15 protein-coding genes, 1 tRNA gene and 1 riboswitch are annotated in these 14940 nt (G+C 51.7%); of the genes, 4 read left to right on the top strand and 12 right to left on the bottom strand.

Annotation, left to right across the window (positions count from 1 at the left end):
* Positions 1-27 precede the first annotated feature (27 nt).
* Positions 28-939: an SAM-dependent methyltransferase gene (locus F1E05_RS04985; RefSeq protein WP_150047250.1), complete on the top strand. Its 912-nt coding sequence runs from the start codon at positions 28-30 to the stop codon at positions 937-939.
* 80 nt (positions 940-1019) lie between these two features.
* Here F1E05_RS04985 and ahcY read toward each other — a convergent pair whose 3' ends face one another.
* The 7 genes from ahcY to rpsU all read right to left on the bottom strand — a co-directional run bounded on the left by ahcY (position 1020) and on the right by rpsU (position 7967).
* Complete coding sequence (gene ahcY, locus F1E05_RS04980; RefSeq protein ID WP_150047249.1) at positions 1020-2309, bottom strand: adenosylhomocysteinase; 1290 nt, start codon at positions 2307-2309, stop codon at positions 1020-1022.
* Positions 2310-2331: 22 nt separating this feature from the next.
* On the bottom strand, positions 2332-3492 hold the full coding sequence (gene metK / locus F1E05_RS04975) for a methionine adenosyltransferase (protein WP_150047248.1): 1161 nt from the start codon (positions 3490-3492) through the stop codon (positions 2332-2334).
* 64 nt (positions 3493-3556) lie between these two features.
* Positions 3557-3633, bottom strand: a tRNA-Ile gene (locus F1E05_RS04970).
* A 3-nt stretch (positions 3634-3636) separates the two neighbouring features.
* On the bottom strand, positions 3637-5448 hold the full coding sequence (rpoD, locus tag F1E05_RS04965) for an RNA polymerase sigma factor RpoD (RefSeq protein WP_150047247.1): 1812 nt from the start codon (positions 5446-5448) through the stop codon (positions 3637-3639).
* 73 nt (positions 5449-5521) lie between these two features.
* Complete coding sequence (gene dnaG / locus F1E05_RS04960; protein ID WP_150047246.1) at positions 5522-7252, bottom strand: DNA primase; 1731 nt, start codon at positions 7250-7252, stop codon at positions 5522-5524.
* A 25-nt stretch (positions 7253-7277) separates the two neighbouring features.
* Positions 7278-7727 (bottom strand): GatB/YqeY domain-containing protein, encoded by a 450-nt coding sequence (locus F1E05_RS04955; RefSeq protein ID WP_150047245.1) that lies wholly within the window; start codon positions 7725-7727, stop codon positions 7278-7280.
* Positions 7728-7733: 6 nt separating this feature from the next.
* Complete coding sequence (gene rpsU / locus F1E05_RS04950; RefSeq protein ID WP_150047244.1) at positions 7734-7967, bottom strand: 30S ribosomal protein S21; 234 nt, start codon at positions 7965-7967, stop codon at positions 7734-7736.
* Between the two features lie 106 nt (positions 7968-8073).
* On the opposite strand from rpsU, the gene tsaD reads away from it, so the two are divergent.
* Positions 8074-9084 carry a tRNA (adenosine(37)-N6)-threonylcarbamoyltransferase complex transferase subunit TsaD gene (gene tsaD / locus F1E05_RS04945; RefSeq protein ID WP_150047243.1) on the top strand — a complete coding sequence of 337 codons (1011 nt, stop codon included), beginning with the start codon at positions 8074-8076 and terminating at the stop codon, positions 9082-9084.
* On the opposite strand, the gene plsY is transcribed toward tsaD, so the two are convergent.
* Positions 9085-9657: a glycerol-3-phosphate 1-O-acyltransferase PlsY gene (gene plsY / locus F1E05_RS04940; protein WP_150047242.1), complete on the bottom strand. Its 573-nt coding sequence runs from the start codon at positions 9655-9657 to the stop codon at positions 9085-9087. It lies immediately after the preceding gene.
* An 89-nt stretch (positions 9658-9746) separates the two neighbouring features.
* Here plsY and folB point away from each other — a divergent pair, with 89 nt between their 5' ends.
* Together folB and folK are read left to right on the top strand one after the other, a co-directional pair.
* The gene (gene folB / locus F1E05_RS04935) at positions 9747-10100 is read left to right on the top strand and encodes a dihydroneopterin aldolase (protein WP_150047241.1); all 354 of its coding nucleotides are present in this window, start codon (positions 9747-9749) and stop codon (positions 10098-10100) included.
* 1 nt (position 10101) lies between these two features.
* On the top strand, positions 10102-10605 hold the full coding sequence (gene folK / locus F1E05_RS04930; protein ID WP_150047240.1) for a 2-amino-4-hydroxy-6-hydroxymethyldihydropteridine diphosphokinase: 504 nt from the start codon (positions 10102-10104) through the stop codon (positions 10603-10605).
* Here the strand turns inward: folK and F1E05_RS04925 are convergent.
* The 4 genes from F1E05_RS04925 to F1E05_RS04910 form a co-directional block, all read right to left on the bottom strand.
* On the bottom strand, positions 10591-11331 hold the full coding sequence (locus F1E05_RS04925) for a pteridine reductase (RefSeq protein WP_150047239.1): 741 nt from the start codon (positions 11329-11331) through the stop codon (positions 10591-10593). The genes folK and F1E05_RS04925 overlap by 15 nt on opposite strands.
* 11 nt (positions 11332-11342) lie before the next feature.
* Entirely contained in the window at positions 11343-11576 is a 234-nt protein-coding gene (locus F1E05_RS04920) for a hypothetical protein (protein WP_232056786.1), read from the bottom strand.
* 322 nt (positions 11577-11898) lie between these two features.
* Positions 11899-12555 (bottom strand): TVP38/TMEM64 family protein, encoded by a 657-nt coding sequence (locus tag F1E05_RS04915; RefSeq protein ID WP_232056785.1) that lies wholly within the window; start codon positions 12553-12555, stop codon positions 11899-11901.
* A gap of 189 nt (positions 12556-12744) precedes the next feature.
* Positions 12745-14460, bottom strand: a complete 1716-nt coding sequence (locus F1E05_RS04910; RefSeq protein WP_150047237.1) for a hypothetical protein — start codon at positions 14458-14460, stop codon at positions 12745-12747.
* Positions 14461-14784: 324 nt separating this feature from the next.
* Positions 14785-14885: riboswitch (guanidine-I (ykkC/yxkD leader) on the top strand.
* Positions 14886-14940 lie beyond the last annotated feature (55 nt).

Below are 14940 nucleotides of genomic sequence, written 5' to 3'. Positions count from 1 at the left end.
GTTTTTGCCGTTTAAGCGTTCCCATCGATGTACAGCATTCAACCCAATCAGGATTACCGCGACCAACTTCAAGCCCCAAAGATCACAGGCGACCGGCTGAAAGCGGACGCCACCCGCCATTACGACGAATGTTACCGCGACTACTTGTTTGCCTGGTGTAACCGCGACAATCTGGCATTGCACTACGGTTATTGGGATTGCGCTAGCCCGTATGATCAGCATCAGGCTCTATTGAACAAAAATCAGGTGTTGTACACCAAAGCCGGCCTGCAACCGGATGATAGGGTGCTGGACGCCGGCTGCGGCATAGGCGGCAGCAGTATTTGGATGGCGAAACAGCACGGCAATCGGGTCACCGGCATCACCATCAGTGCCCAACAAGCCAGCCATGCCGGCCGCCACGCCCGCCGCCACGGCGTAGCCGACTTGGTCGATTTCCAAATCGCCGACTTTTGCGCGACGCCCTTCGCCGACGCCAGCTTCGACGCGGTGTGGGCGTTGGAAAGCTCCTGCCATGCTTTGAACAAAGCGGATTTTCTGCGCGAAGCGTTCCGTGTGTTGAAACCCGGCGGCAAATTGGTGGTTTGCGACGGTTTTCTGCTGCAGCGGCACTTCGACGAGCGTCAATGGCAAGCAGTGAAAACCTGTTTGAACGGCTGGGCGGTACCCAATTTATGCGCCCGGGATGAATTCGAGGCGTTATTGGAAAACCAAGGATATGTCAATGTCGTCTGCCACGACATTACCGCCCAAACCCTGGCCTCGGCGGAGTATATGTATAAGGTAGCCAAGCGTTTGCAACCGGTACAAAAACTCAGCCAATGGCTGGGCTTGCGTACGCCGGCGCAAACCGCCAATTACTTAGTCGGTCTGGCACAACAGGTATTGTTTGCCGAAAAGCTGACCGAATATTTGATTTTTACCGCGGGTAAAGCTTGATTAACCCGCACACTCAAGAACACGGCCGCTTCCAGTCCGGCGTTTGCGATTCGGAAACGCCGGACTGAAACGTTACCGAATCAATACCGGTAATGATCCGGTTTGTAAGGACCTTCAACGGGAACGCTGATATAGTCGGCCTGTTCAGCAGTCAATTGCGTCAATTTGACCCCGATTTGCGCCAAATGCGCCCTGGCGACTTTTTCGTCCAATTTTTTCGGCAATACGTAGACCTTGTTTTCGTAAGCGGAAGCGTTGTTCCACAATTCGATTTGCGCCAGTACCTGATTGCAGAACGAATTGGACATCACGAAGCTAGGATGGCCGGTAGCACAGCCCAAATTTACCAAACGTCCTTCCGCCAGCACAATAATCCGTTTTCCGTCCGGAAAAATCACGTGGTCGACTTGAGGTTTGATGTTTTCCCAGCGGTAATGCCGCAAGGCAGCGATTTCGATTTCGGAATCGAAATGGCCGATGTTGCAGACGATGGCTTGGTCGCGCATCGCTTTCATGTGGTCGTGAGTGATGACCGAAACGTTACCGGTTGCGGTAACAAAAATATTCGCCAGTGAAGCCGCTTCGTCCATCGTCACTACCCGGTAGCCTTCCATAGCCGCTTGCAGTGCGCAAATCGGATCGATCTCGGTCACCCAAACCGTGGCTCCCAAACCGCGTAACGATTGCGCGCAACCTTTGCCGACGTCGCCGTAACCGCACACCACGGCAATTTTTCCGGCGATCATTACGTCGGTAGCGCGTTTGATGCCGTCGACCAACGATTCCCTGCAGCCGTACAAATTATCGAATTTAGACTTGGTAACCGAGTCGTTGACGTTAAACGCCGGTACTTTCAAGGTCCCTGCTTTGACCATCTCGTACAAACGGTGCACGCCGGTGGTGGTTTCTTCGGATAAACCTTTAACGTCGGCCATCAATTCCGGAAATTTTTGGTGCATCATCACCGTCAAATCGCCGCCGTCGTCCAAAATCATGTTAGGCCGCCAACCGTTAGGTCCGATAATGGTTTGCTCTATGCACCAGTCGAATTCTTCCTCGTTCTCTCCTTTCCAGGCGAAAACCGGAACGCCCGCCGCCGCTATGGCCGCCGCCGCATGGTCCTGAGTGGAAAAAATGTTGCAGGACGACCAACGCACTTGTGCACCCAAGGCCGTCAAGGTTTCGATCAAGACAGCAGTTTGTATGGTCATATGCAGACAACCGGCAATTCTCGCACCTTTCAGCGGCTGGGAATCGCCGTATTCGCTACGTAAGGCCATCAAACCGGGCATTTCGGTTTCGGCGATATTGATCTCCTTTCTACCCCAGTCCGCCAAAGCCATGTCGGCAACTTTGTAATCGGTTTGCATCTTTGAAGTCTCCTGAGTCTACTTATAAACCTGCTGCGTCCCGTAAAGCCTCGGCTTTGTCGGTTTTTTCCCAGCTAAAGGTCGCTTCGGTACGGCCGAAATGACCATAAGCGGCAGTCGGCTGGTAAATCGGTTTTAATAGCCCCAATTGAGCAATCAGGCCTTTGGGACGCAAATCGAAATGCTCTCTGATGATTTTCACTAAACGCGCTTCGTCCACTCTACCCGTACCGAATGTTTCCACGGTAATCGAGGTCGGTTCCGCCACGCCGATCGCGTAAGACACCTGAATTTCGCAGCGCTCGGCCAAGCCGGCTGCAACGATGTTTTTCGCAACGTAGCGCGCCATATAGGCCGCGGAACGATCCACTTTGGACGGGTCTTTGCCGGAAAACGCACCGCCGCCGTGACGCGCCATACCACCGTAAGTGTCTACGATAATCTTACGCCCGGTCAATCCGCAGTCGCCTACAGGACCACCGATGATGAATTGGCCGGTCGGGTTGATGAAATATTGGGTGTCTTTATGTAGCCAGTCTTTCGGCAAAGTCGGCAGTATGATCTCGTCCATGACCGCTTCTTCCAAGAATTTGCCGCCGACTTCCGGAGAATGTTGCGTGGATAACACGACCGCATCGATGGCGACAGGTTTATCGTTTTCGTATCGGAAGGTAATCTGACTTTTGGCATCCGGACGCAGCCACGGCAAGGTTTTATTTTTCCGTAGAAATGCCTGTCTTTCCACCAAGCGGTGCGCATAGGTGATGGGTGCCGGCATAAACACGTCGGTTTCGTTGGTGGCGTAACCAAACATCAAGCCTTGGTCGCCCGCCCCTTGTTCGTGATTGTCCGACTCGTCTACCCCCATGGCAATATCGGCAGACTGCTTGCCTATCGCATTCAATACCGCACAGCTATTTCCGTCAAAACCGATATCGCCATGATCGTAACCGATGCTGCATACGACTTTCCTAACCAGCTCTTCCATGTCAACCCAGGCACTGGTAGTAATTTCGCCCGCCAACAGTACCATTCCGGTTTTTACTAGAGTCTCGCAAGCGATTCGCGCACGCGGATCCTGGGCCAGCAACGCATCAACGACGGCGTCGGAAATCTGATCCGCTACTTTATCGGGATGACCTTCTGATACGGACTCTGACGTAAAAAGGTAATTTTTATTCACAGCGACACACCTCTTGAAAATAGTGTGGAAAAAGAAAAGGCCGTTGAATACGGCCTTGAATTTATGGTGGGCCCTGTAGGACTTGAACCTACGACCTGCCGATTATGAGTCGGAAGCTCTGACCAACTGAGCTAAGGGCCCTATTTATTCATCGAGAAAACAGCGCAGCTGTTCCGAACGCGACGGGTGGCGCAATTTCCTTAACGCTTTCGCTTCGATCTGGCGTATCCTTTCTCTGGTTACATCGAATTGCTTACCCACTTCTTCCAAAGTATGGTCGGTATTCATGTTGATACCGAAGCGCATGCGCAGGACTTTTGCCTCCCGAGCCGTCAAACCGGCCAGAACGTTTTGTGTCGATTCGCGTAGCCCGGCAATTGTAGCAGATTCCACAGGCGACAGCATCTTGGAATCTTCGATAAAATCGCCCAAATGCGAATCCTCGTCGTCGCCGATAGGGGTTTCCATCGATATCGGCTCTTTGGCGATTTTTAGCACTTTGCGAATTTTGTCTTCCGGCATTTCCATGCGCTCGGCGAGCTCTTCCGGCGTTGCCTCGCGCCCCAACTCCTGCAAGATCTGTCTGGAAACCCGGTTCAACTTGTTGATAGTCTCTATCATATGCACCGGAATCCTAATCGTTCTGGCCTGATCGGCAATCGAACGCGTGATTGCTTGGCGGATCCACCAGGTAGCATAGGTGGAAAACTTATAGCCTCTACGATACTCGAATTTATCGACCGCCTTCATTAAGCCGATATTGCCCTCCTGAATTAAATCCAAGAACTGCAAGCCGCGATTGGTATATTTCTTGGCGATAGAAATCACCAAACGCAAATTGGCTTCTATCATTTCTTTTTTAGCTCTTCTAGCTTTCGCTTCGCCTAAAGAAATGTTGCGGCATAGGCTTTTCAAAATGGAAATACTCAGGCCGTATTGGCCTTCTATATCCGCCAAGCGCTGCTGAGCTTGCAGCACACGACTTCTATTATCTTCCAACAACGCCGCACAACCGGAGTTGGCCGCAATAAACCGGTCCAGCCAATCTAAATTCGCCTCGTTCTCGGCAAACGAATTAATGAAGTCGCGCCGCGTGATTTTAGATTTCTTGACGCACGCATCCATGACTTGTTTTTCGTGTTCGCGAATCGTAGCTATCAATTCTTCGGCAATAGACGTCATTTTTTTCAAATACTGCGGCGTCCATTTAAAAATAGAAAACACCTCGTCCACCGCTTCGTAGGCTTTTTCCGCCTTGTCATGGCCGTAGCCATGTTTTTTAACAGCGGTGTTTGCAGCCTTGAGCGCTTTTTTCAGCAGCTCAACTTTTTGCTTGACTTCTTCGTAGTCGACGGCCTTGACTTCCTCTTCGTCGGCATCCTCCGCAGGCGCCTCCAGATCTACATCCTCAACCTCGATTTCTTCGACTTCGCTATAGTCGACAAAACCTTGCAGCAAATCGCCCAATCGAATTCCTGCTTCCTCGTCCTCTATGGAATCGAAGGTTTCGATGAAGGATTCCACGATAAAGCCTGAACGAGCGACTGCGCTCACCACTTGACGCTGGCCTTCCTCGATACGTTTAGCAATTTTCAGTTCCTGCTCGCGTGTCAAAAGCTCTACCGAACCCATTTCACGCATATACAAACGCACGGGGTCGGTAGTACGGCCAAATTCGCTATCGACCGAAGCCAGAGCGGCAACTTCGGCAACTTCTTCGTCATCGTCGACAGCTACAACGGCATCCGAACTAATCAAAGAATCATCGTCGTCAGGTGCAACTTCGTATACCTGAATGCCCATGTCATTGATCATGCCGATAATATCGTCTATCTGCTCCGGATCAATGATGTCGCTTGGCAAATGGTCGTTTACTTCCGCGTAAGTCAAATAGCCTTGCGCTTTACCTTTTGCTATCAGTTGTTTGAGTTGAGACTGCTGTTGTTCTTGATTCATTCTTTGCTCACAATAGGTTATCAGCACCAATCGCCACAGAACACGAGATTATAGCAATGTTAGTGACGAACTTCTAGACGCGGTCTTTTAACAATGCCCTCAGCAATTGTTTTTCTTCATCGCCCAATCCGCTTCTTACCTCTTTATCCAATAACTCGTCGAGCTTTTGCCGCTTAACTTGTCTGACTAGCTGCGTTAACGCTCCGGTAATCTCGGCTTCCTCGCCGCCTTCCGGAACGCCCAAGTCCATGGCGGCTAAACTATTGACGATCTTTTCATGCGGACTACCACGATAAGACTCCAATAAAATGGCGCCACTTTCCGGCTTTTCAAGCCGGATCTTCGCCAAAATTTCCGCCAAAAATTCCATCCCGGGAAATTCCAAACCCTCCAGCCGCTTTAGCCTAATTTCCATTCCGCCCGCCAATTGCGGGTATTGCATTAACAATGCCAACACTTTTCGCAGCAAACTCGGCCTGCGTCCCACTCGACCGCCCTGCCCAACCGCATTTTTCGAGCTAAGTGTAGCTCGATTTTCCTTACTATCGCCCCCGACAAGACCGGTTTCATGCCGCAAGCGTTTCCACATCATTTCGCGAAAAAAACCCTGCGGAAGTTTCTCCAGCAAAGGCTTGGCTGCCGCCATCAACGCGGCCCGACCCTCAAGCGTCGACAGGCCGGAGCCGGCAGCCAAATGCTCGAAAAAATAGTCTGACAAAGCGGTTGCACCATGCAGATACTTATCGAACTCCGGCACCCCGTATTCGCGCACTAACGTATCCGGATCCTGACCTTGCGGCAGCATGATGATTTTTATTTGCCGACCATCGCGTAAACTTGGCAACGCGGCCTCCACCGCTCTCCAAGCCGCCTGCTTGCCGGCATTATCTCCGTCGAAACAAAACACCAATTCCGCGGCGAAACGGAACAACAACTCGACTTGAGTTATCGACGTAGCCGTACCCAACATGGCCACCGCATTACCGATGCCGAATTGGCTCAGCGCGATCACGTCCATATAGCCTTCCACCACCACAATGCGTTCCGGCCGCTTTTTACGCTGCAACAATTCGTATAAGCCGTAAACTTCGCTGCCTTTCGAATAAACCGGCGTTTCCGGCGAATTCAGATATTTAGGCAAAGAGTCATCCAGAACACGCCCACCGAAACCTATCACTCGACCGCGCTTGTCGCGAATGGGGAACATGAGACGACCACGAAACCGGTCGTAAACCTTGCCGTCGTCCTTAACCACCAACATCCCCGCCGCCACTAAGTCTTCGCGCGGGAAACGACGCAGCAACTCCTCCCAAGCCTGCGGCGCAAAACCCAGCAGATATTCGCGGGCTATGTGTTTTCCAATCCCACGCTTCGCTAGATACTGATCGACACTCCGACCGACCGGTGAGTTCAATTGGTCCGCATAAAACGCCGCCACGCCCTCTAACACCGAATATAAGCGCACCAACCGGTCTTTATGCTCAACGTCGAGCTCGGCATTACGATTATCAGGAACCTCGACGCCAGCCAAAGCAGCTAAGTCTTCTACCGCTTCAACAAAGCCCAAATGGCTATACTCCATCATAAAGCTGATAGCATTCCCGCTGGCACCGCAACCGAAACAGTGATACATCTGCCGGTTGCGACTCACTGAAAAACTAGGTGTTTTTTCTGAATGAAACGGACAACGGGCAACGTAGTTGCTTCCGTTTTTTTTCAAAGGAAGGTACGAGTCGATCAGATCGACGATATCGACTCGCAATAGCAGATCGTCTATGAATTGACGCGGTATCCTGCCGGACATACTACCGACAAAAATATCGCCGAGGCTAGCCGGCGAATTTTGCTTTTATCGTTGCACTGACGGCTGCCATATCGGCCCGACCCTGCATCTGCGGCTTTAATATCGCCATGACCGCACCCATGTCTTTGATGGAGCTAGCGCCCGACTCTTGAATCGCCTTATCGATCATTTGCTCGATTTCGGCCTCGGTCAAAGCCTTAGGCAAAAAATCCTGAATAACCGCAATTTCAGCCTCTTCGACTTCCGCCAAATCGACTCGATTGGCATCTCGGTATTGCTTGATCGATTCGCGCCGCTGCTTCAGCATTTTATCGAGCACAACCACTACCCTGTCGTCTCCCAACTCTATGCGCTCGTCGACTTCAACTTGCTTGATGGCTGCCAAGATCATGCGAATTACGCCCAATCTGGCTTTATCGCCACTCTTCATCGAAACCTTCATATCCTCCTTGATACGCTCTTTTAATTCGCTCATGACCGATTAGGTTTGCGGTCTGCCGCGGCGCAAATTTTTCAACGCATAACGTTCGCGCGCCAATTTCTTCAAATGACGCTTAACAGCCGCAGCACCTTTACGTTTACGCTCAGCGGTGGGCTTTTCGTAAAATTCGCGACGACGAACTTCGGCCAAAACACCGGCTTTTTCGCATGCGCGTTTGAAACGGCGAATCGCGATATCGAAATGTTCGTTCTCTTTAACTTTTACTGATGGCATTAGCAATTATCCAGTTGTGTTAGTATCTTGAAAAAACGTTAGGCGAAAACACACCCCGTGAAACCGCCGGATTATACCGACAAATCGGCTTTATTCAAAAAAATTAATGTACGTTTTAGGCATAGAAACTTCCTGCGACGAAACTGCGGTCGCCGTCTATCATGCGCAACGCGGTTTAATCGCCCACGCCTTGCATAGCCAAGTGAGCACGCACAACGAATACGGCGGCGTGGTACCGGAGTTGGCATCGCGCGATCATGTACGCAAATTGGTTCCGTTAATTAAAACGGTACTTGCCGACGGCGGCTTAGCCGCGTCCGACTTGGCCGGCATCGCCTACACGGCGGGCCCTGGATTGATGGGAGCCTTGCTAGTCGGCGCCGCCACCGCCCGCAGTCTGGCCTGGGCTTGGCAACTTCCGGCGATTGCCGTCCATCACATGGAAGGACATTTGTTAGCACCGATGTTGGAATCTAACGCCCCCGAGTTTCCATTCGTCGCCTTATTGATTTCCGGCGGCCACACTCAGTTGATAGAAGTCAGCGCCATCGGCCGGTATCGCTTGCTCGGCGAATCCCTGGACGATGCAGCCGGCGAAGCCTTCGACAAAACCGCCAAACTGCTTGGCCTAAACTACCCAGGCGGACCTGAGTTGGCCAAGCTGGCGCAAACCGGCAAACCGCGCTATCAGTTCCCGCGACCCATGACCGACCGCCCGGGTTTGGACTTTAGTTTCAGCGGCTTAAAAACCTTCACGCTGAATACCTTCCAGACCAGTAGCGGCTCGGAACGAGACAAAGCCGACATTGCTTATGCATTTCAACAGAGCATCGCGGAAACTTTGGCGATCAAATGCCGCCGCGCCTTGCAGCAGACCGGCTTGAAGCGTCTGGTAGTAGCCGGCGGCGTCAGCGCCAATCTGGAAATTCGCAGACAATTACAGCAAACGGCGAGCCGGGAAAGAGCATCTATCCATTTCCCACGCCCGGAATTTTGTACCGATAACGGCGCGATGATCGCCTACGCCGGTTGTCAGCGCCTGCTGGCCGGCCAAACGCAGCCTTTGGAAATTTTCGCCCGCCCGCGCTGGCCGATGGACGAATTACCCAAACTTTGATTAGGACTCGCTTCCCGCCAGCAAACGCTGGATATTGCTTTTGTGGCGCCACAACAGGATCAAGGAAATCGCGCCAAACGTAAGCGTTAACGACAGGTCTCCGACAATCAACCAAACATAAAGTGGGGTCAACAGCGCCGCGACCAAGGCGGACAAGGAAGAAATCTTGCCGATTTTATATACCGATAGCCAAGTAGCCAACACCGCCAGCCCCAACATCCAGTCGACACCCAAGGTCACGCCGAACGAAGTCGCCACGCCTTTACCGCCCTTAAACCCGAAGAATATCGGATACAAATGCCCCATAAACGCAGCGAACACCACGAGCGACAATACCAAACTATCGGCCCCCAGGACTTTAGCTAACAGCACCGGAATCAACCCTTTTAACGCATCGCCCGCCAAGGTTATGGCCGCCGCCTTTTTACCGCCGATCCGCATCACATTAGTAGCCCCCGGATTGCCCGAACCGTTTTCCCTGGGGTCCGCCAAGCCCATCGTCCGGCACACGATAATCGCGCTGGATACCGATCCCGTTAGGTAAGCCAAAGGCACGAGCAGCCATTCAATCATTCCATCAACCTCTCACGTCAACACTTGTACAAGCGAGTCAGATACTCGATACTGAAACATCAAAAAAATATGATAACTGGAAATTGACGATGGATATTATCTTTTTAGGCGGCCTGGAAATTGAGACCGTAATAGGCATTTACGACTGGGAGCGCAAAATCAAGCAAAAAATCGTACTGGATATCGAAATGGCTTTCGACATTCGGCAAGCCGCTAAAACCGATAACATTATCCATACGCTAGACTATAAAGCTGTGACCGACCGAGTCGTCAACTTTGTGGAAGCCAGCGAATACTTCTTGGTAGAAACGCTGATCGAGGAAATCGCTCGGCTGTTGTTAAGCGAATTTCCAATCCCTTGGGTGAAAATCGTATTGAACAAAAAGGGCGCGATCAGCCGAGCCCGAGACGTCGGCATCATCATAGAACGCGGACAAAAATAACATGCCTCAAGGATATATCAGCGTCGGCAGCAATATTGACAAGGAAATTCACGTTCCATCCAGCTTGCGGGCATTGCAATCCCTATTTGGCCGGCTAACCCTGTCCAGCGTTTACGAAAGCGAGCCGGTCGGTTTCATAGGGGATAGTTTTTTTAATCTGATCGTCGGTTTCCAATCCGAGTTGACGGCCAAAGAGGTTGCCAAACTGCTGAAGCAAATCGAGCTGGAACACGGCCGCAGCCAAGAATCTCAAAAATTTTCCGCCCGAACCTTGGACTTGGATTTGATCTTGTACGGCGATCAAGTGATACGCGACGGCCGCCTGCAAATTCCCCGCGACGAGATCGAACGTTATGCCTTCGTTCTGGAGCCATTGGCGGAAGTCGCTCCCGAAGGCATACATCCGACTAACGGCAAATCTTACCTGGAACTTTGGCAAGCGTTCGACAAGTCGCAGGTCAACCAGCATAAAATCGACTTTGACCCGATACTAGGAAAACAATAAGCGGCCACCGTCGACCGTCAGTACCTGCCCCGTCATGTAATCGGCATCGTCGGCCAAAAAAACCACCGCCTTGGCGACATCCTCGACCGCACCTAAACGCTGCAAAGCTATCCTCTGCAATATCTCGGCTTGCTCGGCACCCGTTCCGCCTTGGTTTTGTTGCTCCGGCCATAAAATCGCTCCCGGCGCGACCGCGTTGACCCGCACGGCGGGCGCCAACTCCTTCGCCAGGCTCTTGGTCATCGCCACCAAACCCGCTTTGGCAACGCTGTACACCGAAAATCCGGGCAAACCCCGTTCGGCATGAATGTCGACGATGTTCACGACGGCGCCACGACTTTGCGATAAAGCCGGCGCCAACGCCTGAGTCAGAAAAAACGGCGCCTTTAGATTACTCGCAAATAAATCGTCCCATACCGATTCGCTGACACTGCCAAACGGGGACGCATAAAACGCCGAAGCGTTATTTACTAACAGATCCAGCCTGCCCCAAGCCGCAACGACCGCTTGTGCCAAGCTCTCGATCCTATCAACATCGGACAAATCCGCTGCAAAAATTTTTACCGTATCGGCTCGGCCGGCGTTTAACTCGTCCGCCAAACGCCGTGCCTGATCCTGCGAACTACGGTAATGCAACACGACGTAATAGCCGCGCTGGTGCAGATATCGCACACACCCAGCCCCTATCCGCTTAGCGGCACCGGTGACCAACGCGACCTTACGCATCGTTTTCCGACTCAACTTGCGGTAGTAATACCGGCAATTAACTTTTTACGAATGAAATAACAAACTCCAAGCGCGAATGCCACCGGAGTTTGAGTTAATAAAAACTCCACAACCGAATGTTTAGGCACAATATCGGCAAGCGGCACCACAAATAACATTTTCGCCAACCACCAGGTCAACCAATAACCTATCAAACCGATAATAGCCCAGTTGACCAAAGGCGCCTTATGTTCTTTAGCCGCCAAATAAAACCAAACCAACGTCAATATTCCGCATAACTTCGCCAAAAACAACATACTCCCTCCCGCTTATAAATAATAATGATTATTAGAATGCCGTTAATAATAAGCACTAATATACGCATCCAACCTGCCGTATATCCGCCGCCGGTCATACCCGCCGCCTGCCGGCAAGAATGTAACACATGCATAGGGAAACTTACAGGGCGATAAAAGTCTGCAGCCCATTACGGCAAATGGCTAAGTGTAGGGTTGGAGTTTAAGACAAAAGCAAGAAGCTAGGCGGCCATGGCGGCAAGCTACAGCACAGCCCGGGGAGAAAAAATCTTTATTTGCGTTGCAACGCCGGCCACAATAGCGCACAAGCCAGCAAAACCAGCGAGACGACATACTCGGGTTGCAACAATTGCGCGACCGACTCGATCTGCTCCAATTTGCTGCCGCCGTTCGCGTAAATCAAGGAGCTGGGAATAACGCCTAATACGGTGGCAAACAAATAGTGCTTGAACGATACCCGAGAAATTCCGGCAATTACATTGATAATGAAATAAGGTACTACCATTACTAAGCGTAGACTTAAGAAATAATAAAAGCCGTTGACCTCTATTTCTTGCTCGACTTTTTGCAACCTTTGATAATACGCCGCCTCGAATAAGTCTTTCAGCGCGTAGCGGCTTAAGTAAAAGCCTAGCAAGCAGGCGATAAGCGTCGCCGATATATTATAAACGGCTCCATAATAAAACCCAAAAAAATAGCCGCCCATCACCTTAATAACCGCCGCCATCGGTAGCGGTGAATTAATAAAAACGCTGCAAGCGATAAAAAACACAGCCACCGATAAAATATAATGGTGTGCTATGATGTTTTTGATCCATTGCTTATTACTTTTAATCCCATCCAGAGTTAAATAATCGGCAAACCAAACAGAGACTAATAAAAACATTGCGAACAATACCAGCCAATAGTATTTTTTAATTGCTTTCACGGCGCGGATCTTAATTAATGACTAACGACAGCCCGCCGACTCGTTTCGAGCGGGTTAATCGCTTGTAAATAGCAGCGTAATGTGAAGATTTCGCGACACGCGTCGACTGCCGCAGTGCGACTACGAATAAAACGGGCACCGTGGTCCGGCCGAATAGCCGGGCCACGGCAGTTTCGCAAGGAATTTACTTCAAGAAACTTTGCTCCAGGCTATGGCATCAATCGCAGCCGATATAATCGCCGGCTTTGACGTAAACCGGCCGGCCTTTACCGTTGCTAAACGTGCGGTCGACCGGAGTTTTCGACAAGCGCGTACCTTTGTGGTCGGCCCCATGGCAAGCGGCGCACTGGTCTTCGCCGTTCGCTCCGGGCTTTTTAGCCCACACGTTATGCCAGCCGCCCTGTCTGGTTTGATCGCTGCTGTTGGTAGGCCCGCTATCGCGCTGTTTCCACCAGGATGCATCGTTGACCGGGTGCATATTGTGCGGACCGGCCAGAATGCCTGTTCCATAGCGCACGCCGTCCACAGTGCCGTCATTGAAAGCGCCTTCGGTATGACAAACGTTACCTTCCAACAGCGTGCCGGCATGCCCCTGCAACTGCAACGCGGTAACGTTATCGTTGGCGTAGGGGTTCGGATTAGGCCAAATCGCATGGGTAGCGCCGTGACAGGCCTCGCACGGCACCGCGCCATGCCGGTCGATACTGTCTTAAACAAACCGCGCACGCAGACATGCTGACCTTCGTCGCTCCGTGTATCCGAATAGGTACCGGGCGGGCAGCTTTGCCCGTCCTGCACCAGCAAGGTGTAACTGGAATCGTGCTTTTTCGGTAATAGATTTTCCGCGAATCGCTCGTTAGTCACTTCCTGCAACCTGAAAATACCGGTCGTCATATCGTAAGAACGCCGTCTGACCGGTTCGTCGCCCGTGCCGGTATGACAATTCGCGCAGGATAATTCTTCGGCCCACGGAATGCGCCCAAAGCTTACCGTCCAGGCGTTCACGGAAGTTTTCACCTTGTCCAGCAACTGCACCTCGCTCAAGGTTTCGCTCTGATCGCCGTTGGTCAAAACATACGTGCCGTCGCCGTTATCGACACCGGTACCGCCGGCAAATATCAAAGCCATGTCCAAAGTCGATACAACATTGCCGTTGCGCCGGTACAAACCGTCGTCGCCTTTGATCAGCAAGTAGTAACTACCATTTGCGTCGGGACCGTAACTGCTCTGCCAGCTCATATAGGCTTGCGCCAGTTTGTCCTTGTCGATAGGTGCGTTGTAATCCGGCGGATCCCTGGAATCGATATGACTGTCCCCTTTCCCCCGGCTGACCATGGCTCCGCCGCCCGCCAACACCGCCAAGTCGCCGTGGCAGTCTATGCAATTCACGCCGGCGGCGGTCATCACGTCGCGCTGGTATTTATCCTGCCGACCGGCGTGACAATAAAAACAACTGCCGTCCGGGGTACCGTTGTCTTTAGCACTCAACAGAAAAGCCGTTTTGGAATTATCTTCCGCCAAATCGGCCAATTTCAGTTCCCGATTCAAGCTGTCGCGCTGTATGCTGCCGGTGTAATCCGCGTTCAACATCCCGAGCAAACGCCCGTGTATGTTGTGGTTGCTGTCGGAATATTCGGGGCAGGCATTGTCGGCATCGTTATTCGGCGACATGTTATAGCGGCGCGGATCGGCGCGCGGTACCGACTTGTGACAATAATCGGTGCAATTGCCGGGCTGCACCCGGATTTCGCCGGCTTTGCCGTATGGCTGTTCGGATTCGAACTCCAAAGGCCCCAACCAGCCGGAATCTTCGATGAAGTTGTAGTAAAAATCGTGCAAGCGGGCGATATTGAGCATCGCCGCCTGCTCGATCACGTCCCTGTCGCCGTTACGCTCGGCATCCACGTCTTGCGGGGAGACGAATTGCGGTATCCATTTCTCGCGGCCTTGATAGGCCCTCTCGGGCCGGGCGGCCGACTGTGTAAACTTGAGCTATTGGACTGCGCTTGGTCAAATCAAAAACAGCTCCCTTTCGGAAATCAATGTTTTTAGTTTTTGCGCACCAATTTCGATCTTTTTTTCGCTGATTGCACCATTAAAAAACAAAATACTGGATTTTGTTATCGGCATTATTTCATATCTTATTGATTATAATATAAATAATATTTAGGCATATCATTTGCTAATATTTTAAGAAACACGTGAGGCGCGATCAGAAAAGCGCCTTATCAAAATGGCGACTAGGGTTCCGGCTCGTTTTCGAGTGTCAGCGACCGAGAGTTGCCGGCTTCTTTCGGGGAGCTACACGGCGGGATAAAAGCCCGGGAGGTCAGACGGTTTAACCAACCGATCCGCCTCCACGTGTAGCTTTTTCAACCCGACCGG

Origin of the sequence: Methylomonas rhizoryzae (assembly GCF_008632455.1) — a bacterium.
In the GTDB taxonomy this organism is placed as follows: Bacteria; Pseudomonadota; Gammaproteobacteria; order Methylococcales; family Methylomonadaceae; genus Methylomonas; species Methylomonas rhizoryzae.
Note: the sequence above shows the minus strand (reverse complement) of the source record. Positions and strands in the feature narration are given on the sequence as shown.